Raw genomic sequence first — 25474 nt, forward strand, 5'->3', positions numbered from 1 at the left:
TGAGTGCGATCAGCAGCTAGTCCATGCGCCGGTACGCCGTTCTACTAGCGATTCCAATCAAGCATCACGCATGAAGAATCGCAGGGACAGCGCCATCAAGGCGGCGAAGAACAGGATGCATCCCATCACCATCAAGCCTGCAGTGAAAGAATGCGTGTAGTCCTTCAAGAAGCCCATCAGATAAGGCCCAACGAATCCGCCAAACGCACCGATGGAGTTGATGAGAGCAATACCACCAGCGGCAGCTTGGCCACTCAAAAACTTCGCCGGCAGCGTATAGAAGATTGTCTTCGCCGAAATCGTACCCACCAGGGCCAGGGTGATGCCCGCCAGCGCTGGAATCAGCGCGTTCATGTTCACTGCGAAAATAAGTGCCAGGCCAGCCAGAACCAAGGCAACAATCAGATTCAGGATACCGCGCCCGCTTCTGTCTACATGCTTGGCCCAGAACAGCAGGCCAATGGTTGAGAAGAAGTAAGGGATTGCAGCGACCCATCCAATGAGGCTGACTTCAACCCCTTGGGCTTTCAGCATCTGAGGCAGCCAGATACCGATACCATAAGTGCCGATGGTGAAGCTGAACGTGATCGAGCTAAGGATCCAGACGCGAGGATCCTTGAGCGCAGCAGTGAAGCCGTGGTTTTTCTTGGTGTTGGATTTCTCGCTCTCCAGCATCCCAGTCAGAGCATCCTTCTCCTCCTGCGAGAGCCACTTGGCTTCGCTAGGACGGTTTGCGAGAACCTTGAGTGTGATGAGACCCAACACACAGGCCGGCAGACCCTCAATGATGAACATCCATTGCCAACCTGCAAGGCCCCAGGCGCCGTGCATTTGCAGCAGGTAGATCGAAAGCGGGCCACCGACCAGGAACGAGATCGGGGTTGCTACCGTGAACCAAGCCAGTACGCGGGTGCGATATTGCGCTGGGAACCAGAGCGTAAGGAAGAAGATCACGCCAGGGAAAAAGCCAGCTTCCGCAACGCCAAGGAGGAAGCGGACAACGTAGAAACTGTAAGGGCCGATCACGAAGGCGGTGGCTGCAGCTGCCAGTCCCCATGTGATCATGATGCGAGCCATCCAGACCCTCGCACCAAATCGATACATGGCGAGGTTGCTTGGGACTTCGCAGAGGCAATAACCCACGAACATGATCCCTGCACCCAGACCAAATTGAGCTGCAGTAAGCCCAAGTTGATCGGTCATCTGCAGTGCAGCGTAACCAACGCTGGTGCGATCCAGGTAGTTGAAGAAGTACGCCAAGGCGAGCAAGGGGATGAGGCGCCAAGCGGCTTTTTTCATCGCCCGTTGCTGCAGCGGAGACGTGGCATCAGGCTTTGGCATTGAAAAATTGGTATCCGGGGTCGTGACGTTAGCCATGACTGTATCCTCGGTTTTGTTGTTATGAATACCGTGGCTGGATGGGCCATCGGTGAGCGCAGACCTGAGGTACTTCCAGTGCCTCTAGTGCTGCTGATTTCGCTCGAGAGCCATTTCGAGCTTCTCGTTAAATCCAGGAGCGAGCCTCTAGCGGAGACCCGCCTCCGTTTTGATCAAGATGTTTTGATCGCGCCAGTCGCCTCGAGCTGAGTAATCTCCTCGTCGCTGTACCCCAACTGGGCCAGCAGCTCCTGCGAGTGACTGCCCAGATTTGGAACATTCAGGCGGGTGCCAAAGCGTTGGCCATCCATTTCGAAAGGCAGCATTGGAACTTTGACCTGCTCGCCGCTCGGCAGCGTGAGATCGGCCATGCCGCCAGATTGATTGAGGTGCTCGTCTTCGAACATGTCCTCAGGTCGCTGAATTGGAGAGAACGGCAAACCGGCCTTTTCACAAAGAGCCATAACGGTTTGCTTATCCATCCCGGACAAGCGCTCGCGCACCAATGGGATGATGCGATCTCGCGCCTGAACACGCTGATTGTTACGGCTGAGGTCGGCGTCACTGCCCAATTCAGGGAAATCGAAAGCCTGGCAGAAAGACACCCACTGGCTGTCGCTCACAACGCCCATGAAGACCTGCTCGCCTTCTTGGGCCGTCTCGAACACGTCATAGATTGCCCATGCCGAGATACGGCTTGGCATCGGTGCCGCCGCTTTACCGGTGACGACCTTTTGCATCATGTGCTGAGCAACAAGGAAGGCGGAGTTTTCAAACAGCCCGGTCTGAACAAATTGGCCACGTCCGGTTTCCTTGCGCTGCAGTAGCGCAGCAAGAACCGACACGGCGCTAAACATGCCGCCCATCACATCGTTTACCGAGGCGCCGGCTCGCAGTGGACGGCCTTCTGGGCCAGTCATGTAGGCCAGACCGGTCATCATCTGGACAACCTCGTCCAACGCCGTGCGCTTCTCATAGGGGCCTGGCAGGAAGCCCTTCATGGAGCTGTAAATAATGTCTGGCTTGATAGCTTTGACATGTTCGTAACCGAGGCCCAATTTCTCCATCGCACCTGGCCGGAAATTCTCAGTTACCACATCTCCAAATCGAACTCGATCTGCATCGCCTTTGCTACCGTGTTGGGCATTGCTGATGGCGATACATCGACGATTTTGGATGTGGAAAGCGGCGCTCGCCGTTGAACCATGTTTTACCTCCTATGCTGTGAAGCCCTCGGAAGCTTTCACACGAGATGTCTACCTCTAGGCTGAACAGCAACAAGCGATTAGATGTGCGCATGCTAGCCTTGCAGCAGATTCAATTTGAGGAACGCTGCAATTGAGCAATCCACCTGTTGCTGGCTACTACGACATTCTTCTCACTGCTCCTGACTTCTCTGAAGACCCGATTGGTGCTCGCCAGAGTCAGCGCTGGCAACTCATCGTTGATGACATTCACCGCAGCACATCTGAAGGAGAACTGCGCGAAGCCCGAGGCAAAGCCGAGGGCTACATTCGTGGCCTGGTTGATGCCGGTCATCTCTCCAACGACCGAATTCGTGATTACAAAATCCTGAGTAGTATCCACCGACGCCGAACATTGCTGTCGGAAGCTTGATCGCAGCATCGCTCATCCGGCGCAGGGAAGCGCTGGCTACGTTGTTTTAATCAGTGTACCCATGAGCGATCGTAAACTTGCTCTTCCCATTCCCCGCTTGAAAGACGTCAGCACAAACCGCCCCTCCTCCGTGGTGACCACCCAGTAGCGCCCTACCTTCCTGAGATGCTCGATAGGAGACGTCTGTAGGATGTGCCCATTCGAACGCTGCTCAAACTGCCCAGGATTGATGTGACCAAAAACGATGCCGACAGCGCACTCCGACGTGATGAAAACATCGCTCAGGTAGCCGGTAACAGATGACGGGTACCTCAAAGCCATCGCGCGCAAGATCCGCTTGAGCTGAAAATCCGAGAGCTCTTTGACGTGGTATTCGATGACGACTTCATCTGACATTTGTTGTTCCTACTTCTGCCGCTGGTGCTCGTCGCTCAAGCAACGCCCCCGGCAATTTAAATCTCGATGGTGAAATCCGCCGAAAAGCCGGTGCGCTCGCCCGGATACCCTCGAGGGTTCGATACGAGTCGGCAGCCGGAAATGACCGTGTCGACCGCGTGATGCGTGTGACCAAAAACCCAGACATCAGCCTGAGCGACCAGGTCATGCCACTGGTTGAAGTACGCCGCGCCAAGATGACCTTCATGACCATCGCCGGCGGCATCTTGAATGGGGCAATGATGGGTGATCACTACGGTCTTACCGTCGAAGTCCTTCGCCAGCTCTGTGGCCAGAAACTCTCGAGTAGCGATGTTCCGAGCGATGAGATCTACGGGCCGAAGTTTGCTGTACCCCTCCCCGATCCGGATCCGCTTGAAGTCAGTCATCCACTCGGCACACACCCTCATCGCAGCCTTGTAGTCGCCAGTGGCGGTGTAATCCGTCCAGGCTGTCGCGACCAGGAAGCGCGTATTACCGATGATAAGGATTTGGTTATCCAGGACGTGCACGTGCTCAGCAGCGGCGTCACGCATTTTGGTGAGCGTCCGATCGATGTGTCCCTTGTAGAACTCATGGTTCCCGCAGACGTAGATCACAGGGCATTCGAAGGTGTCGTTCGCCCATGCCACTCCCCGCCCACGCACAGAGATGTCGCCGGCCAGGACAACCAGATCGGCACCTGTCGCAGGTGGCTGGAAGTCCGCGAACTCCAAGTGCAGATCTGAATAGATCAAAATTTTCATCGAGTCAGCAGACTCCTATCCGAGGGCTGATCGTCTCTCCGGTGACTCCGCAGAGACCCGGCTACTGATAACTGCTTGAGGGTTTAGTAAAGCGCTCGATGAGAGCCGCGGCTGTGGCCAGGCATCTGATGGGAGCTTCCAGATGAGAAGTCCAAGTGGGGCCGCCGGAGAAAGCTCGCTCCTTCGGCTTTAGCCGGCTAGCGCTCGCAGATTCAAGTCACTCCGAGTCATCCCAGGCTAGGCGCATTTCGTCCTCCTCTGCGATACCCCACCTATCGTGTCGCATACTTTCAATCAGCTCTGCCCTAAGCTCTTCAAGGGTAACTTGGCCATCTATATAATCCTGCAATCGAGCCAAGCGTTCAGCGGCAAGCTTCCCTCCATCCAGAGCTAGACACGCGATTTCTGCTGCCACAGCATCCCGCCGGCGCTCGCGCTCGATCTCATCAATGTTCATGGCAGCTCCACGTCGGCTAGCCAAAGCCTCCATCAGAATGGAAGCCCGGCTATCAAGCCTTACTTGAGGGCTTTGCTGAAACGCTGAGAAAGCTCAGCGACACCGATTGGCGCCCAGCTCTCAAGGTCGTTGCTCTTTTTGAGGAAGTTGATCGCGCACCCGAGCATGAACACGCCTGCAGCGATGCCCTCCCAGAACGCCCAGATGAAGGTAGTGGGCACCAGGTAATCCGGATCCTCGCTACCCGTCACCAGATAGATCAGATATGGAGACGCGAAGCAGCCAATAACGAAGGTGAGAATCATCAGAGGAATCGCGGAAACCATGATCAAGATTGGTACCTTGAACTGAAGCTCCTTTGCCGCGATAAGCAGCCCACTCTCGCCCTTCATGGCGTAGATAGTGGCCTTGTTCTGCATCTTGTCCTTCTTCTTAGTGAAGAAGCCGTACAGGGTCACGCGCTGCCCTGGCTCCATCTCTTCATAGACCTTCCCTGGCAAAAGCATATTCGGCAGCACCTGGCCATCAATGACCACGTGAGCAGTTACAGTACCCTGCTCGGTAGCGGTGACACGAACCTTCTCGATCACTCCAGTGACCTGTCTGCAATCAAATTTAATCAAAATGTGCTCCTGCAATTATTGAGCGCACAGTCAACCGCACCACCTGAACGGAGGCATGCTTGAAGGTGCTGAAACAGCTACGCGCGAAACGAGATAACGGTACTCAGTGCCGCTTGCTTACTAAGAACATCACCTAGCATTAGGCAGAAGGTGATGTTGGTCTCAAACACGAAGGGATTGTCATACGAAATCTCCAATGCTTACATCTGAGCGCTGGTATAGAGCCGCCCATCCTCAGTCAAAAATTCATAGACTGGCTTCTCCTCGGTACCGGCAACGACTCGAATTTCAGCGAGAACCTCCATGGAGTACTTGCCGTGATCGTTTCTGGAAGGAGGCGTGATCAAATGGATCTTGCTGACATTCAACAGGTTGATTGTCTCTGCGGATTGCATCATCTGGAGCGTGGGGACATCGTCGACCAAGTGAGCAACCAGCCCGAAACGACCATCTTGCAGACCCATACCCTCCACGAGGAAGGAGTAAGCGCGCAGGCTCACATCCACCGACTTCCAAAGCATCCGGCTACCATCCGGCGCGTTGAACTGCCCTTGAAGCTCATTTCCGTACGTTACAAACACTCGCCCTCACCCTTTTCCACAACCCTCGCACCGGCAAGGATCAAGTACGAACCGACAACCACCTGAATCCGGGCACACCGGGCCTCGTCAATTCAGGGGAATCGTTCACGCTGGGTACCCTGCCATCTGCAAATCGGGGCAATGCCCCCTTGTGAATCTCTAGATGCGACATGAGTACCAGCACGCAAATGCGTCAGATACGGAAATATAAGTCATGGCGCGAGATTGATCAATGTGGCTGTATTCTCGGATTTGAGGATGCACAATGCTCACGAGGGAAGCCCTCGCGGCAGTTCTGCGCTCGATCAGAGCCGACCGAGGCCTGACAAGGGAGGCAGTCCCGGCTGTCGAAACTCGCACGCTTTTCAATCTCGAAAATGCAAAGACCGGCGTGACCATTGAGACCCTGCAAAAGGTTGCCGACGGATTAGAGATACATCCGTTAACGCTACAAATTTTGGCCGAGAGCACTGATGATGGAATTGCGCCCTCTGAGCTTTTGAAGATCCTGGCAAAGGAGCTTAGAGTCCTAGAAAATTCAGGTGTGGTTGCAAAGATATCCAACCATATCGTCGACGGGCAGCTGATACCTGAACGAGCCGGAAAGCGGCACTCGCAAGAGACAATCGATGCAGTGAAATCATTGAAGGCAGAGGGGAAAACCCAGAAGGAAATCTACGAAACCTTGGGCCTGTCTCGCTCTACTGTGGGAAGAATCTGGAAATCTTTAGAATCATTCTGATAGGCAGCTGGACATGCCTATTCAAGCCTGCCGCATTTCCACCCGAGCTGACCCAAACCCTTCTCAGGTGGGTCTGCGTAGGCAACTGAGATGCAAAAGAAAACTGAGCCCATCCAGGTTTTCTAAATAATCATGAGCATGGGTGCGCCTATGGGAGCTCCTTGGCTTTCGACAGCAAGCTCGCAGGAAGCTCTAGATGCCCCTGCGCTAAAGTGCTTCACACGCCCGAAATCCGAGCTGTCCATTTCCTCCGTCAGCCATACGGACAAGCTTCCATGAACCAAAAACCCGGTTTTACTGGGCCAGGGCGCTGTCCGTACTCACTCTATATATAGAGTAAAGGCTAGGCCACCTGAACAAACACATTCGTCGTTGCCACGAGGTCTACAGCGCCCGCCGCGACCGCATCCTGGCGCGCCTGGGTGGGGACTTGTCTGCCTGGTTCAGCCCCATCCCGGCCAGCGCCGGTTTCCACCTCAGCGCCCTGGCCAAACCTGGGGTCGATGTCGAACTGCTGGCCAACCTTGCGCGCAAGGTGGAGGTCGGCCTGTACTCGCTGGCGCCGTTCTACAGCGAAGCGCCGGTGCGCCCAGGGTTGCTGCTGGGCTTCGGCGCCATCGAGTTGCTGGACATCGACCCGGCGCTGGACCGGGTGCGCGACACCCTGCAACGCCTCAGCTGACCGGTGCGGCCTTGCCCATCACGGCCGGGCGTGCGATGGCCGCCGCATAGCCGCGCGGGTTGAAGCACGCGGTCACCAGCAGCATCGCCAGCACTGTCACGGTCAGCAGTGCCCACGACGCCTGGAAGTCACCACTCACGTCACGCAGCCAACCGGTGATGTACGGCACGATGCCGGTGATGATGAAACCGATGCCCTGCACGAACGCCGCCAGGCTACCGGCCTGGGCAGGTGTTTTCAGATGCTCCAGGGTCAGCGTCAGGCTCTGGCTGAAGCAGGCGCCCAGGCCAAAACCGATCATCGCCACCCACAACCCTTGCGCCTGGGTCGGCGCCAGCAGCAAGCCGAGGAAGCCCGCCAGCTGGATCGCCAGCGCCAGCCACAGGCCGGGACGACGGTCGGTCCAGCGCCGCAGCAACAGCGGCAGGCCCAGTGCACCGGCCACCTGGAAGATCGTCATCAGGCCCACCAGGTCGGCGCCACCCTGGGCGCTGCCGCCGTGCTCGATGTGATAGGCCGGCAACCAGGCCACCATGCTGGTGTAGCCGCCGTTGATCAGGCCGAAGTACAGGGCCAGCAACCAGGCCCGGCGGGTGCCGAACCAGTGCCCGTCAGCGGCGCCGGCCAGCTTTGGCGGTTGCTGCCGGGGCCGCAGCACGGCCCAGGCGAGCACCGCCAGCAGCGCCGGGATCGCCCAAAGGCCCAGGCCGACCTGCCAGTGGCCAAAGTAGCCGCTGATATGTGGGCCCAAGACGGCAGCCAGGCCGCCGCCGCTCATCAATGCCGCCGAATACAGGCCCATCGCCCCTGCCAGACGCGCCGGGAACCAGCGGTTGACCAGCCCGGGCATCATGCCCTGGACCAGCGCCACGCCCAGGCCGGCAACTACTGCGCTGGCGATCAGCGCCCACGCGCTGTCCAGCTGCAGCCGCCACAGGCAGGCCAGGGCAATCGCGGCCAGGCCGCCCAGCATGCCGCCATGCTCGCTGATCCAGCGCCGCAGCCAGGGTTGCAGCAAGGGCACCAGGCCCATGCACAAGACCGGCAGCGCCGTCAGCAAGGCCGCCTGCTGGTAACCCAGGCCGGTGCTGGCGCGCATGGGTTCGAGTAACGGGCCGATGCTGGTCAGGATCGGCCGCAAGTTCAGCGCCAGCAGGATCACCAGCAACAGGTTCAATGCAGCTCTCATTGTGAATCGGTTCTCTGTGTCAGGACCTGGCCATTATCCGGGCTTGGCGAGCCGTGCAGAAATGAAGAGATTGGATGCGTGGCAGTGGGCAGCTGAATGCACGATTGGCCTCCCGCTTATGTGCGCGATTGGCTATCGGGGGGAGTGTCAGGTTTTTTGTGTGCGGGCCGGTAACGGCCTGCCGCACGGCAGGCCTTGATTTCACCAGGTTGGCCTGATGAACCGATCTCCGTACAGAATCGCAAATTGATTCATCGCACTTTTCCAGTCATGCGCCGCTGACCCCCAGTTCGCTGTGATGTTGCGCAGCCCCAGCCAGATCAGTTTGGTCGCCGCGTCGTCGTTCGGGAAGTGACCGCGGGTTTTGATGATCTTGCGTAGCTGAGCGTTGATACTCTCGATGGCATTGGTGGTGTAGATCACCTTCCGGATGGCCGGTGGGAAAGCAAAGAACGGAATCACTCGATCCCACGCCCGTCGCCAGGCAGTCACCACTGTTGGATATTGCGTGCCCCAAGGCCCGCTTTCAAACTCATCCAGTGCCTGTTCAGCCGCCTGGGCGTTGATGGCCTGATAGATCGGTTTGAGAGCCTTGGCCAAGGCTCGACGCTTGTCCCAGGCCGCATAAGCGAGGCTGTTGCGGATCAGGTGGACGATGCAGGTCTGCAGTGTCGTCTCCGGAAATACTGCACTGAGCGCTTCCGGCATGCCTTTGAGGCCGTCGGTTACGGCAATCAGCACATCCTCGACGCCGCGCGTCCTGAGGTCATTGAACACCTTCATCCAGAACTTCGCACCTTCGGTGTTCTCAATCCAGATGCCAAGAATATCGCGCGTTCCATCTGGCAAAACGCCCAGTGCCAAGTAGATCGCTTTATTGCGAACCAAGCCTTCTTCGCGAATTTTGACCCGCAGAGCATCAAAGAAAATGACCGGATACATCGGTTCCAGAGGCCGCTGTTGCCACGCGCCAATCTCCTCCATGACCTCGTCGGTCACGGAACTGATGAAGTCGGGCGAGACCTCTGTTCCATACTGCTCGGAGAGAAAGGCACGGATTTCTCTGACCGTCATACCGCGGGCATACATGGCGATGATCTTGTCGTCAAAACCGGTGTAACGGCGCTCATGTTTGGGGATCAAAATGGGCGAAAAGCTGCCATCCCGGTCACGAGGGATATCCAGCCTTAGCGGGCCATCACCAGTGAGTACCGTTTTGCCGCTCTTCCCATTTCGCTGGTTTGTTTCATCCTCCGGGCGCTGCGCGCCCGGTGGATAGCCCAGGTGATGACCCAGTTCGGCATTCAAGGCTCGCTCTATCAGCGCCTTCTTGAATGCCGCAGAGGCCTCTTCGATGGCTTCTGCGGTCATCAGCGGAACAGCGGAAAACTGTTCCAGCAGCTCTTGCGGAACCTTTGGTAACTCTCGGAGCGGTTTTTTTTTGGTTGGCATACATGCACCTCTTACTCATGTTATGCCCGAACACAAAATTTCTGACACCCTCCTATCGGGGTGACCAACGGGCGGCATTACAGTAACCCCATCCCATCCCACACCCTTTGGAGACAGCCATGCACAACCGTATCGAATGGGCCAAGCACGCCCCCGAAGCCTACAAAGCCATGGTCGGCCTGGAGCAGGCGTTGGCCAAGAGCGGCCTGGAGAACTCGCTGCTGGAGCTGGTGCGCCTGCGTGCGTCACAGATCAATGGCTGCGCCTACTGCGTCAACCTGCACGCCAACGATGCACGCAAGGCCGGTGAGACCGAAGCCCGCCTGCAAACCTTGTGCGTGTGGCAGGAAACCGCCTACTTCACCCCGCGTGAACGCGCCGCGCTGGCCTGGGTCGAGAGCCTGACCCGCCTGCCGGAGCATGGCGCGCCGCAGGGTCAGTATGAAGCGCTGCAGGAACATTTCGAACCGGCCGAGGTGGCCAACCTGACCTTGGCGATTGCCACCATCAATGCCTGGAACCGCTTCGGCGTGGGCTTTGCCATGGTCCCCGCCTGAAGCACGGATGGTGAGTTTTCATACAGCATGAGGTGAGCGCCCTGACTGCGCGGCAGCAGCGGCGTCACTAGGATCGGCACTCCCATCATCCCGTGAGTGCCCTCCAATGCCTGCAAGTCACCCCACCCGCTCTGCGTTGGCCCTTCTATGCGCAACCCTGCTGGCCAGCCCAACCCTGCTGGCCGCGCCGCTGACCCGTGACAACGGCGCTGCCGTTGGTGACAACCAGCATTCGCAAACCGCCGGTGCCACTGGCCCGGTATTGCTGCAGGATGTGCAACTGGTCCAGAAACTCCAGCGGTTTGACCGCGAGCGTGTCCCCGAGCGCGTGGTACATGCCCGTGGCACGGGTGCCCACGGCCTGTTTACGGCCTCCGAAGACCTGTCCGGATTGACCTTGGCCCCGCTCTTCACCCCCGGCGAACAGACCCCGGTATTCGTGCGTTTCTCCTCGGTGGTGCACGGGCTGCACTCGCCGGAGACGCTGCGTGACCCGCGCGGCTTTGCCACGCGTTTCTACACCAGCACCGGCAACTGGGACCTGGTCGGCAACAACTTCCCCACGTTCTTCATCCGTGACGCCATCAAGTTCCCGGACATGGTGCATGCCTTCAAGCCCGACCCGCGCAACAACCTGGGCAATGACGCCCGGCGCTTCGACCTGTTGTCGCACATGCCGGAGGCCACCCGCACCCTGACCCTGCTGTACTCCAACCAAGGCACGCCCAAAAGCTATCGGCACATGGACGGCAACAGCGTGCATGCCTACAAGTTCGTCAATGCCAAGGGCGAAGCAACCTATGTGAAGTTCCGCTGGAAAAGCCTGCAAGGCCAGGAAAACCTCGACCCCAAGGCCGTTGAGCAGATCCAGGGCAAGCATTTCAGCCACATGACCGAAGACCTGGTAAGTACCATCGCGCGTGGTGAACACCCCAAGTGGGACCTGTATATCCAGACCCTGCGCCCCGAGCAGCTGGCAAGCTTCGATTTCGATCCGCTGGACGCTACCAAGGTCTGGCCGGATGTGCCTGAGCGGCGGGTCGGGCAGATGGTGCTCAACCGCAATGTCGACAACTTCTTCCAGGAAACCGAACAAGTCGCCCTCGCCCCTTCCAACCTGATCGCCGGTATCGAGCCTTCCGAGGACCGACTGCTGCAAGGCCGGCTGTTTTCTTATGCCGACACCCAGATGTACCGGATCGGCGCCAACGCTGGCAGCCTGCCCATCAACCAGCCGCGGGCTGCGGTCAACAATGGCAACCAGGATGGCCTGCTCAATCCCGGCCGCACCCAAGGCATGGTCAACTACGAACCCAGCCGCCTGCAGCCACGCAGCAGCACCGAGTCGGCGCGCTACAGCCAGCTGACCTTGAGCGATACCACCCAGCAACAAGGCATCGCCAGGGAACAGAACTTCAAGCAGGCAGGCGACCTCTACCGCGCCTTTTCGAAAAACGAGCAGCGTGACCTGGTCAACAGTTTCGGTCAGTCACTGTCCGTCGCAGATGACCAGAGCAAGCACATCATCCTGTCGTTCTTGTACAAGGCCGATGCCGAGTACGGCAGCAGAGTGGCAAAAATCGCCAAGGGCGACCTGACCCGGGTCAAGGCACTGGCGGCGGATCTGCAGGACTGAAGGTGGCGCAGGTTGCCAGCTATCGCCCGGCCAGCCTGGCGCGATAGCTCCCCGGGCTCTGCCCGGTCCATTTCTTGAATGCCCGGTGGAAGGCACTGGGCTCCTGGAAACCGGCCTGCTCGGCAATCTCGGCAACGCTCAGTACGCCTTCGCGCAAATGCTCGAAGGCCATCGCCCGGCGCACCTCATCCTTGATCTGCTGGTAAGACCGCCCTTCCCGCTCCAGCTGCCGGCGGAAGGTACTGGCGCTGATCCCTTGCTGCTGCGCCAGCGCCGCCAGCGTCGGCCACTGCCCGTAGCGCCGGGCCCGCAAGTGCCGGTATACCTGGGCTACCAGCCCGTTCTGGTTGCGAAAACGGATCACCAGCCCCTGCGGTGCACTGCGCAGAAAGGTTTTCAGGGCCGCCACGTCCTGCACCACTGGCAAGCGCAGGTAAGCACTGTCGAACTCTACCTCGGTGCGCCCGCTGCCCAGACGCAGGTCCGGCCCCCACAACAGCAGGTCGTCTTCCTGGGCCGGGCGAGACACTGCCAGCTCGGTGCGGTCGATGGCGATGCGCCGCCCGGCCAGCCAGCAAAGCATGCCGATCATCAGCACCAGGTAGGTTTCCTCGGCGTACACCCGGGTCAGTGGGTCGGCAATACTCGACTGCACACTGATCAGCGCGCGCCCGCCGCGCAGCGTCAGGTTGCCACGCAGGTCACGCAGGAACAGGCTGAAACCGCCCATGCACTGGCGCAGGGCCTTTTCCAGGTTCGGCTCGAGGATCAGGCCGCGGCAGATCAGGGCAAAACTGCCCAGCGGCATGCCATGGCTGTCGAGGCGGAAAAACTCGTCGTCCAGGCGTTGGATCAGCGCCAGCCACAGTGCGGCGAACGCCTTCGCCGGCACCCGTGCCTGGGGCTGCTCGAGCAGTTGCGGGTCGATGCCCACCGCGCGCAACTGGGCATCACGCTCGCCAGGGCTGTCGCGCAGGGCATGGAGCATGGCATTGAGGAAGTACACGGCGACCGAATCGCTATCGCGCATGGCGGTTTTCGCTGTCTATGCTGAGTGGCAAAAAGTGCCAGGTTGTTTGAACAGTTCCGGCATAGGCTGCAACAGAGCCTTTGCCTAGACTCGATCCCACTCCGGGACCGCCGGCCATTCTCGCAGAGCCTGCCCCGGTCCCGCCATGCCTTCGCAATCGGAGCCTCCATGAGCAGCCCAGAAATCTATGTCGTCAGTGCCGTCCGTTCAGCCATTGGTGGCTTTGGCGGTTCTCTCAAGGACCTGCCCCTGGCCGACCTGGCCAGCACCATTACCCGTGCCGCCATCGAGCGCTCGGGCGTGGCCGCCGAGCAGGTCGGCCACCTGGTAATGGGCACGGTGATCCCGACCGAGCCACGGGACGCCTACCTGGCCCGGGTAGCGGCGATGAACGCCGGCATCCCCAAGGAAACCCCCGCTTTCAACGTCAACCGCCTGTGCGGCTCGGGCCTGCAAGCCATCGTCTCGGCCGCCCAGGGCCTGCTGCTGGGTGATACCAACGTGGCCGTGGCGGCCGGCGCCGAATCCATGAGCCGTGGCCCCTACCTGCTGCCGCAGGCGCGCTGGGGCGCACGCATGGGTGACCTGCAAGGCATCGACTACACCGTCGGCGTCCTGCATGACCCGTTCGAACACTTCCACATGGGCATCACCGCCGAAAACGTGGCGGCCAAGCATGGCATTACCCGCGCGATGCAGGACGAACTGGCCCTGAGCAGCCAGCAACGGGCCGCCCGGGCCATCGCCGAAGGCCGTTTCGCCAGCCAGATCGTCCCCGTGGAGCTGAAAACCCGCAAGGGCAGCGTGCAGTTCAGTGTCGACGAGCATGTGCGTGGCGATGTGACCGCCGAACAACTGGCCGGCATGAAGCCGGTGTTCAAGAAAGACGGCAGCGTCACCGCCGGCAACGCCAGCGGCATCAACGATGGCGCGGCCGGCCTGGTGCTGGCCACGGGTGACGCGGTACGCCGGCTCGGCCTGAAGCCGCTGGCACGCCTGGTGGGCTACGCGCATGCCGGGGTCGAACCCGAGCTGATGGGCCTGGGCCCGATCCCGGCCACCCGCAAGGTGCTGGAAAAGACCGGCCTGAAGGTGCAGGACCTGGACGTGATCGAATCCAACGAAGCCTTCGCCGCCCAGGCCTGCGCCGTGGCCCGCGAACTGGGCTTCGACCCGGAAAAGGTCAACCCCAACGGCTCGGGCATTTCCCTGGGCCACCCGGTGGGGGCCACCGGTGCGATCATCGCCACCAAGGCCATCCATGAACTGCAGCGCATCCAGGGCCGCTACGCGCTGGCCACCATGTGCATCGGCGGCGGCCAAGGCATCGCCGTGGTCTTCGAGCGCGTCTGAGGGAACCTGAGAAATGAGCATTGAACAGATCGCCGTGATCGGCGCCGGCACCATGGGCAACGGTATTGCCCAGGTCTGCGCGGCAGCGGGCTACCAGGTGCTGCTGGTGGATGTGTCCGACGCAGCGCTGGAGCGTGGCATGGCCACCTTGAGCAAGAACCTCGAGCGCCAGGTCAACAAAGGCACGCTCGACGCCGACAAGGCCACTGCGGCCAAGGCGAGGATCCGCACCAGCACCGACTACACCCAGCTCGGCATCGCGCAGCTGGTGATCGAAGCGGCCAGCGAGAACCTGCAGCTCAAGCAGCGCATCCTGCAGCAGGTGGCGGCCAACGTTGCCGCCGACTGCCTGATCGCCACCAACACGTCGTCGCTGTCGGTCACCCAGCTGGCCGCCAGCATCGAGCACCCCGAGCGTTTCATTGGCGTGCACTTCTTCAACCCGGTGCCGATGATGGCGCTGGTCGAGATCATTCGCGGCCTGCAGACCAGCGACAGCACCTACGCCCAGGCGCTGCTGGTAACCGAAAAAGTCGGCAAGACCCCGATCACCGCAGGCAACCGCCCAGGCTTCGTGGTCAACCGCATCTTGGTGCCGATGATCAACGAAGCGATCTTCGTGCGCCAGGAAGGCCTGGCCAGTGCCGAGGACATCGACACCGGCATGCGCCTGGGCTGCAACCAGCCGATCGGCCCGCTGGCCCTGGCTGACCTGATCGGCCTGGATACCTTGCTGGCGATCATGGAGGCCTTCCATGAAGGCTTCAACGACAGCAAGTACCGCCCTGCCCCGCTGCTCAAGGAAATGGTCGCGGCCGGTTGGCTGGGGCGCAAGAGCGGCCGCGGTTTCTTCACCTATTGAGGAGCAGGCACCATGCCGCCGGTCAATGCCGCAATGCGCTGTGCCAACTTCGAGGAGCGACGCGACCGGGCCATGGCGCTATTCGCCGAAAAGGGCTTTGGCCAGGTGAGCATGCGCGAGCTGGCGGCCCATGTGGGGCTGACCGCCGGCTCGCTGTACCACCACTTCCCGAGCAAGCAGGACCTGCTGTACGACCTGATCGAGGAATTGTTCGAGGAACTGCAGGCGACCTTGGACCAGGGCCGTCGGGCCATGGCCCGTGGGGCGTCGGCGTTGAGCTGCCTGATTGCCGCACACTGGCAGTTGCATGCCGAGCGGCCGCTGCAGTTTCGCCTGGCAGAGCGGGACTTCTGTTGCCTGAGCGAAGCTCAGCAGGCGCACCTGGGCTTGTTGCGTGCGCGTTATGAGGCGGGGTTGCTGCGGTTGATTGCGCCACAGGCGAAATTGCAGGGCGAGGCCTGGGTGGCCACGGCGCATGTGGTGGCGACGCTGCTGAACCAGTTGCCGGGGTTGTTCAGGGCACTGCCCGAGGAGCAGGGGGTGGGGTTGATGGAGAGCATGCTGGTGGGGGGGCTGGAGCGGACCCTGGGCTAGCCTGTTCCGGTCTTTTCGCGGGTAAATCGGATCGCCGGACCGCTGCTGATGCAGGGTTGAGGGCTGACAAGTGTTCGCCTAGACATATTCAGCGCCTATGAGATCGAGCGCCGCGCGCGCGGCGCTCGATCTCATAGGCGCTGAATACGTTGTGGCAAGCACCTGTCAGCCCTTATGCGATCCCCGTCTGGGCTTCACCCGCGATCAGCGCAACAGATCCTGAATCTTCTCATGCAAGGTATCCAGGTCAAACGGCTTGGCCAGGATCGGCGCCGTGCGGGCGATCGGGCTGCCGGACTCGAGAATTTCGGCCGGATAACCGCTGATGAAGATCACCTTCAGATCCGGTCGCAGCTTCACCGCAGGTTCCGCAATCTCCACGCCGGAGATGCCACCCGGCAAGCGAAAATCCGTCACCATCAGGTCCAGGTGCGGCTTGCTCGCCAGAATGGCAAATGCCTGTTCGCCATCTTCCGCCACCAGCACGTGGTAGCCCTCGCCTGACAGGTAATCACGCAAAATCATCCGGATCGCTGGTTCGTCCTCGACCACCAGCACCACGTCTTGTGCATCTTCACTCATGTTAACGCCTTGAAATTCTTACAGTTGGCCATCAGACCCCAGGCTTACGCAGAGGTTGCCCGAGCCTGGTCGTTTTGTTGTTCACGTGTCGCCAGCGGCAATTGCAAGGTGAAGGTGGCCCCTTTACCCACTTCACTTTCAACCAGTATCCGCCCGCCGTGGGCGTTGACGATCTGTTCCGAAATATACAGCCCCAGGCCCAACCCGCCGCTGGCCTGCTGCGTCGCGACCCGCTCGAACTGCTGGAAGATCCGCTGCTGGTTGGCCGCGCAGATACCGATGCCGTGGTCCTGCACCTGTACGCAGGCCTGGTCGTCCTGGCGGAACACGCGCACGTGCACCGGCTGGCGTTCACCGTATCGCAATGCATTGGACAACAGGTTGGCCACCACTTGCTCAATCCGGAATTCGTCCCACTCACCGCGCAGCGGCTCGCAGCGCTGAATGGCGATGTGCGTGTCCAGCGCCGCGGCCTGGGCAGTGAAGTTTTCCACAAGCCCGCCAACCAGCTGGCTGAGGTCGAACACTTTTGGCCGCAACGATAACTTGCCGGTGCGGATGCGCGAAACGTCCAGCATGTCCTCGATCAACCTGATCAGGCTGTTGATCTGCCGCTCGTCGCGCTCGACCATGGCCTGCAGCTTTTCAGGCATGAACGCCTCCAGATTGCCCCGCGACAGGTGCAGCTTGCGCAGCTGGGTTTCCAGGATCAGGCCATTGAGCGGGGTGCGCACCTCATGGGACACAATCGACATGAAATCGTCGCGCATGCGCACGGCATGCTCCAGTTCGCCCCGCGCCGTCTGCAGCTGGGCCAGCAGCAGCTCCTGCTCCTGGCGGCTGCGTTCCAGCGCCTGCAACTGGCGGTCGAGCACTTTGCGCTGGCGGAACAGGTCGACGAACACCGACACCTTGCTCTTGACCGCCATGGTCTCCAGCGGCTTGTGCAGGAAGTCCACCGCGCCGCTTTCGTAGCCCTTGAAGGCATAGTTCATCTCGCGCCCGGCGGCGGTGACGAAGACGATGGGTATATTGCGGGTCTTTTCCGTGCCACGCATCAGTTCGGCCAGCTCGAAGCCGTTCATGCCTGGCATCTGCACGTCGAGAATGGCCAAGGCGAACTCGTGTTCGAGCAACAGCGACAACGCGGCTTCGGCAGACTGGGCCTGGTGCACCTCGCGGTCCTCGCCCTGGATCAGGGCGGCGAGGGCCAGCAGATTTTCCGGCAGATCGTCGACGATCAGCAGTTTGGCGATGGTGGGGCTTAGCATGCGCTGGGTTCCAGGGCCGCGAGCAACTGCCCGATGCCACTCAGAGAAAGAATATGGTCGGGCTGGTGCAGGGCCAGGGCGGCCTCGGGCATCAACGCCACCTGTGCGTCACGGGGGTCCTGGACGATGGTCCGGCCCCCATTGTTCTTGATATAGGCAAGCCCTTGGGCACCGTCTTCATTGGCGCCTGTGAGCAGCACGCCAAGCAGGCCGGCGCCGTAGGCATCGGCCGCGGATATGAACAGGTAATCGATCGCCGGCCTGGAGAAATGCAGCGCCGGCTCCTGGCTCAACGACAGGCTGAAATCGCGTTCCACAGACAGGTGGTAGCCTGGCCCGGCCACGTAGATCTGCCCGCCGCATAGCGCTTGCTTGTCGCGCGCTTCAACCACCGGCCGGCGCAAGCGGCGTTGCATTACCTCGGCCAGCTGGCTGTGGCGGTCATCGGGCAGGTGCAGCACGCACACCAGCGGGATGGCAAAATTGGCTGGCAGCGCGCCCAGCACGGTGAACAGGGCCGCCACCCCGCCCGCCGAGGCGCCGATCACCACCGCGCGTACACCGTTCATGACTTGCGGTAGATCCGTTCGGGCTTGACCAGCGGCTCGAAGCGCTCGCTGTAGGCGGAAAAGTCCACCGATTCCTTGCTACCCAACACCAGGAAGCCGCGGTGGCACAGCGACTCGTGGAACAGGCCCAGGGCGCGATCCTGCAGCTCCTTGTTGAAATAGATGAGCACGTTGCGGCACGACACCAACTGGGTTTCGGAAAACACGCTGTCGGTGGCCAGGCTGTGGTCGGCGAAGGTCACGTTCTCGCGCAGGGTGCTGTCCATGATGGCGTTGCCATAGGCTGCCGTGTAGTACTCGGAAAAGTCTCGGCGGCCGCCGGCAAGGCGATAGTTTTCGGCATACTCGTGCATGCTCTGCATCGAGTAGATGCCCTGCTTGGCCCTGTCCAGCGAGTGCGGGTTGATGTCGGTGGCATAGATGATGGTGCGCTCGAGCAGGCCTTCCTCACGCAGCAGGATCGCCATCGAGTACACCTCTTCGCCCGTGCTGCAACCGGCGATCCACACCTTGATCGATGGCCAGGTGCGCAGCAGCGGCACCACCTCGTTGCGCAGCGCCAGGAAGTGGCCCGGATCGCGGAACATCTCGCTGACCGGAATCGTCAGGTACTGCAGCAACTGCATGAACATGCCCGGGTCGTGCAGCACGCGCTCCTGCAGCGCCGACACCGTCAGACAATCGAACTGGCGCAGCGCATGCAGGATCCGGCGCTTGATCGAAGCGCCGGAATAATTGCGGAAATCGTAGCTGTACTTGAGGTAGATGGCCTCGATCAGCAAGCGGATTTCGATGTCGGTGTTACGTTCGCTAGTCAAATTCGCTCCAGTTGCGGCAACCATACACGGATCAACGAGAACAGGCGGTCCAGGTCGATCGGTTTGGCGAGGTAATCATTGGCACCGGCCTGCAGGCAACGCTGCTGGTCATCCTTCATGGCCTTGGCGGTCACGGCGATGATCGGCAGCTTGCGCCAGCGCGGTTGCTGGCGGATCAGGCGGGTAGCCTCGAAACCGTCCATTTCCGGCATCATCACATCCATCAGCACCAGGTCGATGTCGTCATGCTGTTCCAGGCGCTCGATGGCCTCGCGGCCGTTGCGGCCGATCTCGACGATCGCGCCCTTGTGCTCCAGGGCGCTGGTCAGGGCGAAGATATTGCGCACGTCGTCGTCCACCAGCAGTATCTTGCGGCCCTCGAACACTTTGTCGCGGCTGCGTGCGGTCTTGAGCATGCGCTGGCGTTCGTTGGACAGTTGCGATTCGACCTTGTGCAGGAACAGCGTCACTTCATCGAGCAGGCGCTCCGGTGAGCGCGCGCCCTTGATGATGATCGACCGCGAGTACTTGAGCAGGTCGGCTTCTTCTTCGCGGGTCAGGTTGCGCCCGGTATACACGATCACCGGCGGGAAGGCGCGGATATCTTCGGCGGTCATGCGCTTGAGCAGCTCGTTGCCGAGCATGTCCGGCAGCTTGAGGTCGATGATCATGCAGTCGTAGATGTTCTCGCGCAGCAGCGCCAGGGCATCCTGGGCCATGCCCACGGCGGTGATCTCGACGTCGTCGTCGCCGATCAGGCGGGCAATGCTCTCGCGCTGCAGGTCGTCGTCTTCCACCAGCAGGATGTGCTTGAGCTTCTGCGTCAGCTTGGCCTCCAGGCGGGCGAACACTTCCTTGAGCTGTTCACGGCTGGTGGGCTTGACCGCGTAGCCGACGGCGCCCATGTGCATGGCGGCCTCGACCCGGTCTTCGACAGAAATGATATGCACCGGAATGTGCCGGGTGCCGGCCTGCTCCTTCAGGCGCTGCAGCACGGTCAGGCCGGAATGGTCGGGCAGGCGCATGTCCAGCAGGATGGCATCGGGGATGTACTGGGCGGCCAGCTCGAAACCTTCATCGGCGCTGTGCGCTACCAGGCAGCTGTAACCCAGTTCGTGGGCCAGGTCGAAAAGGATGCGAGCAAAGTTCGGCTCGTCCTCGATCACCAGGATGCAGCGGTTATCGAACGGCGCGCGCTCACGGTCATCGACAAAGGCCAGCGCCGGGCGTTTCGGCGCCATCGCCACCGGCGACTGCGGCGCGGGTGGCAGGGTATCCACGGCCGGGCGCAGGCTCAGGGGCTCGACGTCTTGCCCGGCGGTCTCGTAGCGTTCTGGCAGGATCAGGCTGAACACGCTGCCTTTGCCCGGGCTGCTGTCCACATTGATCTGTCCGCCCAGCAGATGGGCCAGGTCGCGGGAGATCGACAGCCCCAGGCCGGTACCGCCATACCGGCGGTTGCTGGTGCCATCGACCTGGTGGAAGGCGCCGAAAATGGCCTGTTGCTGGTCGGCAGCGATACCAATGCCGGAATCGCGCACCTCAAACACGATACCGGTACCTGGCTGGTGGCCGATGTTCAGGCTGACCTGGCCACGCTCGGTGAACTTGATGGCGTTGGACAGCAGGTTCTTGAGGATCTGCTCCAGGCGCTGGCGGTCGGTGAACAGTGTGGCTGGCACCTTGGGCTCGGCTGTCACCTGGAAGCTCAGGCCCTTCTGCCCGGCCAGCGGCTCGAACATGCCGCGCAGGCCTTCGACCAGGCGTTCGACCTGGGTGGTCTCTGGCCGCACCTCCAGCTTGCCTGCCTCGACCTTGGCAATGTCGAGGATGTCATTGATGAGGTTGAGCAAATCGTTGCCGGCCGAATAGATGGACTCGGCAAACTTGACCTGCTCTTCGCTGAGGTTGCCGTCGCCGTTCTCTGCCAGCAGCTTGGCCAGGATCAGCGAGCTGTTCAGCGGGGTGCGCAGCTCATGGGACATGTTGGCGAGGAACTCGGACTTGTACTTGCTCGAGCGCTGCAACTCGTCGGCGCGCGCCTGCAACTGCTCCTGGGCCTGGACCAGCTCGTCGTTCTTGCGGTCCAGGGCCTCGGTGCGCTCGGACAATTGCTCGTTGGTCTGCTCCAGCTCTGCCTGCTGGGTTTCCAGGTGGGCCTGGGACTCCTTGAGCACACGCGATTGCTCTTCGAGCTCTTCGTTGGCGGTTTTCAGCTCTTCCTGCTGCACTTGCAGCTCTTCGTTGAGCTGTTGAGTCTCCGCCAGCACCTCTTGCAGGCGTTGACGGTAACGAGCGCTTTCGATGGACATGCCGAGGTTGCCGGCGACGCGCTCCAGGAGCTCATCGTCGCGTTCGTGCAGCGGGCGCAGGAAGCCCAGTTCGACCACGCCGTTGATCTGCCCATCCTCGATGGCCGGCATCAACAGCGCGCTGCGCGGCAGGCCGCTGCCCAAGCCGGAGCTGAGCTGGTAGTAATCCTCGGGCAGGTCCTCCAGGCGCAGCAGGCGGCCCTCTCGCACCGACTGTGCCAGCAGGCCATGATGGTCACCATGCACCTGCTCGCGCCCCTGCTCCTCGGCGCTCAGGCCATAGCAGGCTACCCGCACCAGGCGGCCATGCTCGTCGCGCACGTAAACCGCGCCGACCACACTGCCCAGGTATGTCGCAAAAAACCGCAGGATGTTGTCGCCCAGCATGGGCAGGGTGAGCTGGCCCAGCACCTGCTGTGCCAGCTGAGTCTGGCCATTACGCAACCAGGCCTGGTGCTCCAGCCGTTCGGCGGAGCGCTGCTGGGCCTTGAGGTTCTGGTCATAATTTTCGGACAACGCCAGCAGGTCTCGACGGCCCAGATAGGCCAGCAACGCACTGAGGCCCACAATCAACAGCACGAACGCAGAGATCGCGGTTACCGTGACGCTGCTGACCTTGTCGTTGCGGGCCATGCGCAGCTGCTGCTCGGTGGTGACGAAGCTGTCGAACTCCTTGCGAATTTCGTCGGTCAGGCGTTTGCCGCGGCCATTGCCCACCAGTTCGCGATAGGGCCCTTCATTGCGGCGCAGGGCAATCATGTCGTTGCCGAAATCATTCCAGGCCTGCTGCAGCGCAATCAGCCGGTCGATGCGGTCGACCTGCTGCGGGTTGTCTTCAACCATGCCGCGCAGGCCGTGCAGGCTGCTGAAAATGCGCGGCTTGGCTACTTCGTACGGGTCAAGAAAACTCTCGTCCCCGGTAATCAGAAACCCGCGCATGCCGGTCTCCATGTCGATCGACAGCTTGACCGTTTCGTTGGCATTGCCGATCACCCGGTCGGTGTGTTCGACCCACTGCATGGCCGAAAGCAGGTAGTTGATGACCGCGACAAACGCCACGGCCCCCAGCAGGCCCACGCCCAAGGGCAAGCCGATGTTGCGGCTCAACAGCTTGCGAAAGCTACGCTGGTCTATCGAGGCTGCTTGAATCATGTGAAAACGCCCGAGCAAGAAAAGTCCATTGAAAAGTGTGGCCGATCAATCGTTATTGTTATCCGCCACTGCCGTCCTGTTAAGCGAGTCTAACCAGCTTTGACGTGTCTGGCGGGGCATTTAGCCAGTATTTGAAGGTGGCAGGCGCCAATCGTTCCATCTGATTGCAGGGATCGGTATCCTCGGGAACTTCTGCTGCCATGCGGTGCACAGATTAAAGACATTCATTTTGCACAGGATCCCAACCATGCCCCTTCTGGTAGTCGAAGACGACGACATCGTACGTATGCTGATGGTCGAAGTGCTCGACGAATTGGGCTACGCGGTCATCGAGGCGGCAGACGCTAATGCCGCGCTGACGGTTCTCGAAGACCCGGCCCAGTCGCTGGAGTTGATGATGACCGACGTCGGCCTGCCCGACATGCGCGGCGAAGAACTGGCGGACAAAGCGCGCGAGCTGCGCCCGCTGCTGCCGGTGCTGTTTGCCAGCGGTTATGCCGAAAACCTGAATGTGCCCGAAGGCATGCACCTGATCGGCAAGCCGTTCAGCATCGACCAGTTGCGCGACAAGGTGGTGGCGATTCTGGGCGCACCGTAACAACGGTGCCGCCTGCTTCGCGGGGACTGGGAACAACGCTTACAGCTCCCTGCGAAGCAGGTAGGTATCCATGATCCACCCCTTGCGCTGCCGCTCCCGCTCGCGCACGGCCAGGATCTGCGCCTTCACCCCCTGCAACGGCCCGGCAATCAGCAGTTCATCCGCGGTCCCCAGATACGCGCCCCAGTAGATCACCAACGCCGGGTCATCCAGCTGCGCAAAGGCACACTGCCCGTCGAGCATGACCACCACATTGTCGATAGCCCCCAGCCCGGCCAGGCGCCGCCCGGGCAGCACGACCAGCGGCTCGCCGATACGGTTTAGCGGTACCTGATGGCGCGCCGCCAAGGCCTGCACGCTGCTGATGCCAGGGATAACCTGCAAGCGCAGCGATACCCCGCGTTCGCGGACCAGGTCGAGGATGCGCAAGGTGCTGTCATACAGGCCTGGCTCGCCCCACAGCAGAAAGGCGCCGGTTTCGCCGGCGCCGACCTCCTGATCGATCAGCTGGGCATACAGCGCCGCACGTTGGCGGTGCCAGCCCTGCACAGCGCCCAGATAGTCAGCCGCCTGGCCATCGCGCAGCGGGTCGGCCACCTGTATCAGGCGATAGCCGCCCTCTGGTCGGTAGCGTTGCAGGATGGCCTTGCGCAGGCCCACCAGTTCGTCCTTGTCAGGGCCCTTGTCGAGCACGAAGAACACGCTGGCCTTGCGCAGCGCATCGACTGCCTCATAAGTAATCTGCCGCGGGTCACCCGGGCCGATGCCGATCAACAACAGGTCTTTCATTGCCCTGCCCTTCCAGAACCAGCCGCCATTGTCAGGCGGCTGCCGGTATTTGGCAAAGCGCCCGGTTACAGGATCGAGAAGTTGTAGCTGACGATCACTCGGGTTTCGTCCATGTCCCGCGCCCACTTTTCATAGTTGCTGCGATAAGTGGAGTTTCGCAGGCGCACACTGACGTCCTTGAACGTGCCACTTTGCACCTGGTACTTGAACTCGGTGTCGCGCTCCCATTCTTTGCCTTCGGCGCTGCTGCCCGGCACCTGAATATGGTCACCGTTGATATAGCGGGTAAAGAAGGTGAGGCCGGGTACACCCAGTGCCTTGAAGTCATAGTCATAGCGCACTTGCCAGGAGCGCTCCTGGGCGGCAGCGAAGTCGTTGACCTGAGCGTAGTTGACCAGGTACGGGTTGCTGCCGTCCAGGTAGGGCATGGCGCTGTCGCCATACATGCGCTGCCAGCCTGCACTGAGCTTGTGGCCGCCCAGGCTGTAGCCAAGCATGCCGCTGAAGGCACGGTGGTCGATTGCACCGGCGCGGGCATTGCCGATATCGTCACTCTTGATCACACGCAGGTCGGCCGACAGGCTACCCACCGCCAATGGCTGGCTGGCCACCAGGCCGAGGAAGTGCTGACGGTAGATATTCTCCAGCTTGGCCACCTGGTACTGGGCACTGAAGCGCTCGTTGAAGCGGTAATCGACCCCGGCCACGTCGAAGTGGTCGGCCTCGGTATCGCAGGCATAGCGCTTGTTCTTGCAATGCAGGCGAATGTCCTGGCGGTCGGTGGAGTCCCGAGCAGTGTATTTGTCCAGGCGCGCCAGGGTGAACTTCAGGTCATGCAGTTCTTCGGAGGTCAGCATGGCGCCGTGGAACATGGTCGGCAGCAGACGACCGTCGTTATACTTGACCAGCGGCATATCCGGCATCATTGCGCCGTATTTGAGCACGGTGCTGGAAACCTTGACCTTGGCGGCAAGGCCCATCTTTGCGTACTGGTCGGCGGAGTGGCGTGGGTCGTGTCCGGAGGACGGCAACAGGCCGCTGTTACTGTCGCCGGGGCTGGAGTCGAGTTTGAAGCCAAACATGCCCAGCGCATCCACGCCAAAACCTATCGGCCCCTGGGTAAAACCAGACTGCACATTGAGGATGAAGCCTTGCGCCCATTCTTCGCGCTTGGAAGCGCCTTGGCTGGAACTGCTATGGCCGTCTCGGAAATCCCGGTTGAAATAGACATTGCGTGCTTCGACCTTGGCAGTGCTGTCTTGAAGAAAACCGGCAGCCTGGGCATTGACGCCGGCACACAACAGGAACAGGCCGGCAACACGACGCCCGGGGGCGAGAGGAAAAGGGGCAAACATGCGAGGAAACATCCAGAATCAAGGGCGAGTTAACAACCTGTGGCACACGCTGGCCACGGTACTGCGACAGGGCCGAACATTCGCCGGCCATTATC

At 60.8% G+C, this 25474-nt stretch carries 25 protein-coding genes and 1 pseudogene; 9 read left to right on the top strand and 17 right to left on the bottom strand.

Annotated features, from left to right (window positions below; genetic code table 11):
- Window positions 1-57: 57 nt before the first annotated feature.
- Window positions 58-1377 carry an MFS transporter gene (locus AC5O5I_RS17525; protein WP_081343589.1) on the bottom strand — a complete coding sequence of 440 codons (1320 nt, stop codon included), beginning with the start codon at window positions 1375-1377 and terminating at the stop codon, window positions 58-60.
- 173 nt (window positions 1378-1550) lie between these two features.
- The gene (locus AC5O5I_RS17530; RefSeq protein ID WP_494512771.1) at window positions 1551-2537 is read right to left on the bottom strand and encodes a CaiB/BaiF CoA transferase family protein; all 987 of its coding nucleotides are present in this window, start codon (window positions 2535-2537) and stop codon (window positions 1551-1553) included.
- A gap of 178 nt (window positions 2538-2715) precedes the next feature.
- Here AC5O5I_RS17530 and AC5O5I_RS17535 point away from each other — a divergent pair, with 178 nt between their 5' ends.
- Window positions 2716-2994, top strand: a complete 279-nt coding sequence (locus tag AC5O5I_RS17535; protein ID WP_081343586.1) for a hypothetical protein — start codon at window positions 2716-2718, stop codon at window positions 2992-2994.
- Window positions 2995-3030: 36 nt separating this feature from the next.
- Here the strand turns inward: AC5O5I_RS17535 and AC5O5I_RS17540 are convergent, their stop codons facing one another.
- From AC5O5I_RS17540 to AC5O5I_RS17560, 5 genes are all read right to left on the bottom strand, one after another.
- Window positions 3031-3390, bottom strand: coding sequence for a hypothetical protein (locus tag AC5O5I_RS17540; RefSeq protein ID WP_070383732.1), 360 nt, complete (start codon window positions 3388-3390; stop codon window positions 3031-3033).
- A gap of 56 nt (window positions 3391-3446) precedes the next feature.
- A complete protein-coding gene (locus AC5O5I_RS17545; RefSeq protein ID WP_494511230.1) occupies window positions 3447-4175 on the bottom strand; it encodes a metallophosphoesterase family protein in 729 nt (242 codons plus the stop codon).
- A gap of 217 nt (window positions 4176-4392) precedes the next feature.
- Window positions 4393-4632 (bottom strand): antitoxin VbhA family protein, encoded by a 240-nt coding sequence (locus AC5O5I_RS17550; protein WP_070383730.1) that lies wholly within the window; start codon window positions 4630-4632, stop codon window positions 4393-4395.
- A 59-nt stretch (window positions 4633-4691) separates the two neighbouring features.
- A complete protein-coding gene (locus AC5O5I_RS17555; RefSeq protein ID WP_237141845.1) occupies window positions 4692-5222 on the bottom strand; it encodes a hypothetical protein in 531 nt (176 codons plus the stop codon).
- Window positions 5223-5455: 233 nt separating this feature from the next.
- Entirely contained in the window at window positions 5456-5836 is a 381-nt protein-coding gene (locus AC5O5I_RS17560; protein WP_172830917.1) for a hypothetical protein, read from the bottom strand.
- 265 nt (window positions 5837-6101) lie between these two features.
- On the opposite strand from AC5O5I_RS17560, the gene AC5O5I_RS17565 reads away from it, so the two are divergent.
- Both AC5O5I_RS17565 and AC5O5I_RS17570 read left to right on the top strand, forming a co-directional pair.
- Window positions 6102-6578, top strand: a complete 477-nt coding sequence (locus AC5O5I_RS17565) for a helix-turn-helix domain-containing protein (protein ID WP_070383727.1) — start codon at window positions 6102-6104, stop codon at window positions 6576-6578.
- Window positions 6579-6924: 346 nt separating this feature from the next.
- Window positions 6925-7260 (top strand): annotated as a pseudogene (locus AC5O5I_RS17570) (MocR-like pyridoxine biosynthesis transcription factor PdxR); the annotation flags it as partial.
- Here the strand turns inward: AC5O5I_RS17570 and AC5O5I_RS17575 are convergent.
- Both AC5O5I_RS17575 and AC5O5I_RS17580 read right to left on the bottom strand, forming a co-directional pair.
- Window positions 7253-8449, bottom strand: a complete 1197-nt coding sequence (locus AC5O5I_RS17575) for a CynX/NimT family MFS transporter (RefSeq protein WP_494511231.1) — start codon at window positions 8447-8449, stop codon at window positions 7253-7255. The pseudogene AC5O5I_RS17570 and the gene AC5O5I_RS17575 sit on opposite strands and share 8 nt — an antisense overlap.
- 201 nt (window positions 8450-8650) lie before the next feature.
- The gene (locus AC5O5I_RS17580) at window positions 8651-9901 is read right to left on the bottom strand and encodes an IS256 family transposase (protein ID WP_494510981.1); all 1251 of its coding nucleotides are present in this window, start codon (window positions 9899-9901) and stop codon (window positions 8651-8653) included.
- Window positions 9902-10020: 119 nt separating this feature from the next.
- Here AC5O5I_RS17580 and AC5O5I_RS17585 point away from each other — a divergent pair, with 119 nt between their 5' ends.
- Entirely contained in the window at window positions 10021-10458 is a 438-nt protein-coding gene (locus AC5O5I_RS17585; protein ID WP_172287320.1) for a carboxymuconolactone decarboxylase family protein, read from the top strand.
- Window positions 10459-10564: 106 nt separating this feature from the next.
- A complete protein-coding gene (locus AC5O5I_RS17590; RefSeq protein ID WP_494511232.1) occupies window positions 10565-12094 on the top strand; it encodes a catalase in 1530 nt (509 codons plus the stop codon).
- A gap of 19 nt (window positions 12095-12113) precedes the next feature.
- On the opposite strand, the gene AC5O5I_RS17595 is transcribed toward AC5O5I_RS17590, so the two are convergent.
- Window positions 12114-13124, bottom strand: a complete 1011-nt coding sequence (locus AC5O5I_RS17595) for an AraC family transcriptional regulator (protein ID WP_172224721.1) — start codon at window positions 13122-13124, stop codon at window positions 12114-12116.
- A gap of 168 nt (window positions 13125-13292) precedes the next feature.
- On the opposite strand from AC5O5I_RS17595, the gene AC5O5I_RS17600 reads away from it, so the two are divergent.
- The 3 genes from AC5O5I_RS17600 to AC5O5I_RS17610 are packed head-to-tail and all read left to right on the top strand — an operon-like array spanning window position 13293 to window position 15933.
- Entirely contained in the window at window positions 13293-14477 is a 1185-nt protein-coding gene (locus AC5O5I_RS17600; protein ID WP_494511233.1) for an acetyl-CoA C-acyltransferase family protein, read from the top strand.
- Window positions 14478-14490: 13 nt separating this feature from the next.
- On the top strand, window positions 14491-15339 hold the full coding sequence (locus AC5O5I_RS17605) for a 3-hydroxybutyryl-CoA dehydrogenase (RefSeq protein WP_494511234.1): 849 nt from the start codon (window positions 14491-14493) through the stop codon (window positions 15337-15339).
- A gap of 12 nt (window positions 15340-15351) precedes the next feature.
- Window positions 15352-15933, top strand: coding sequence for a TetR/AcrR family transcriptional regulator (locus tag AC5O5I_RS17610; RefSeq protein WP_172287321.1), 582 nt, complete (start codon window positions 15352-15354; stop codon window positions 15931-15933).
- 204 nt (window positions 15934-16137) lie between these two features.
- Here the strand turns inward: AC5O5I_RS17610 and AC5O5I_RS17615 are convergent, their stop codons facing one another.
- From AC5O5I_RS17615 to AC5O5I_RS17635, 5 genes are read right to left on the bottom strand one after another with little or no spacing between them, the layout of a single operon-like run.
- Window positions 16138-16515 (bottom strand): response regulator, encoded by a 378-nt coding sequence (locus AC5O5I_RS17615; RefSeq protein WP_172224709.1) that lies wholly within the window; start codon window positions 16513-16515, stop codon window positions 16138-16140.
- A 44-nt stretch (window positions 16516-16559) separates the two neighbouring features.
- Window positions 16560-17786 carry a hybrid sensor histidine kinase/response regulator gene (locus AC5O5I_RS17620; protein ID WP_172224706.1) on the bottom strand — a complete coding sequence of 409 codons (1227 nt, stop codon included), beginning with the start codon at window positions 17784-17786 and terminating at the stop codon, window positions 16560-16562.
- Complete coding sequence (locus tag AC5O5I_RS17625) at window positions 17780-18355, bottom strand: chemotaxis protein CheB (protein WP_172224703.1); 576 nt, start codon at window positions 18353-18355, stop codon at window positions 17780-17782. Before AC5O5I_RS17625 ends, AC5O5I_RS17620 begins: the two co-directional genes overlap by 7 nt.
- On the bottom strand, window positions 18352-19173 hold the full coding sequence (locus AC5O5I_RS17630; RefSeq protein WP_172224700.1) for a CheR family methyltransferase: 822 nt from the start codon (window positions 19171-19173) through the stop codon (window positions 18352-18354). The genes AC5O5I_RS17625 and AC5O5I_RS17630 overlap by 4 nt, the downstream gene beginning before the upstream one ends.
- Window positions 19170-22637 (bottom strand): response regulator, encoded by a 3468-nt coding sequence (locus AC5O5I_RS17635; protein WP_494511235.1) that lies wholly within the window; start codon window positions 22635-22637, stop codon window positions 19170-19172. The genes AC5O5I_RS17630 and AC5O5I_RS17635 overlap by 4 nt, the downstream gene beginning before the upstream one ends.
- A gap of 247 nt (window positions 22638-22884) precedes the next feature.
- On the opposite strand from AC5O5I_RS17635, the gene AC5O5I_RS17640 reads away from it, so the two are divergent.
- The gene (locus AC5O5I_RS17640; RefSeq protein ID WP_172285167.1) at window positions 22885-23235 is read left to right on the top strand and encodes a response regulator; all 351 of its coding nucleotides are present in this window, start codon (window positions 22885-22887) and stop codon (window positions 23233-23235) included.
- Between the two features lie 39 nt (window positions 23236-23274).
- Here AC5O5I_RS17640 and cobF read toward each other — a convergent pair whose 3' ends face one another.
- Complete coding sequence (cobF, locus tag AC5O5I_RS17645; RefSeq protein WP_494511236.1) at window positions 23275-24024, bottom strand: precorrin-6A synthase (deacetylating); 750 nt, start codon at window positions 24022-24024, stop codon at window positions 23275-23277.
- Window positions 24025-24089: 65 nt separating this feature from the next.
- On the bottom strand, window positions 24090-25379 hold the full coding sequence (locus AC5O5I_RS17650) for an OprD family porin (RefSeq protein WP_494511237.1): 1290 nt from the start codon (window positions 25377-25379) through the stop codon (window positions 24090-24092).
- Window positions 25380-25474: the final 95 nt, after the last annotated feature.

Source organism: Pseudomonas sp. 9_2_1, assembly GCF_059295275.1.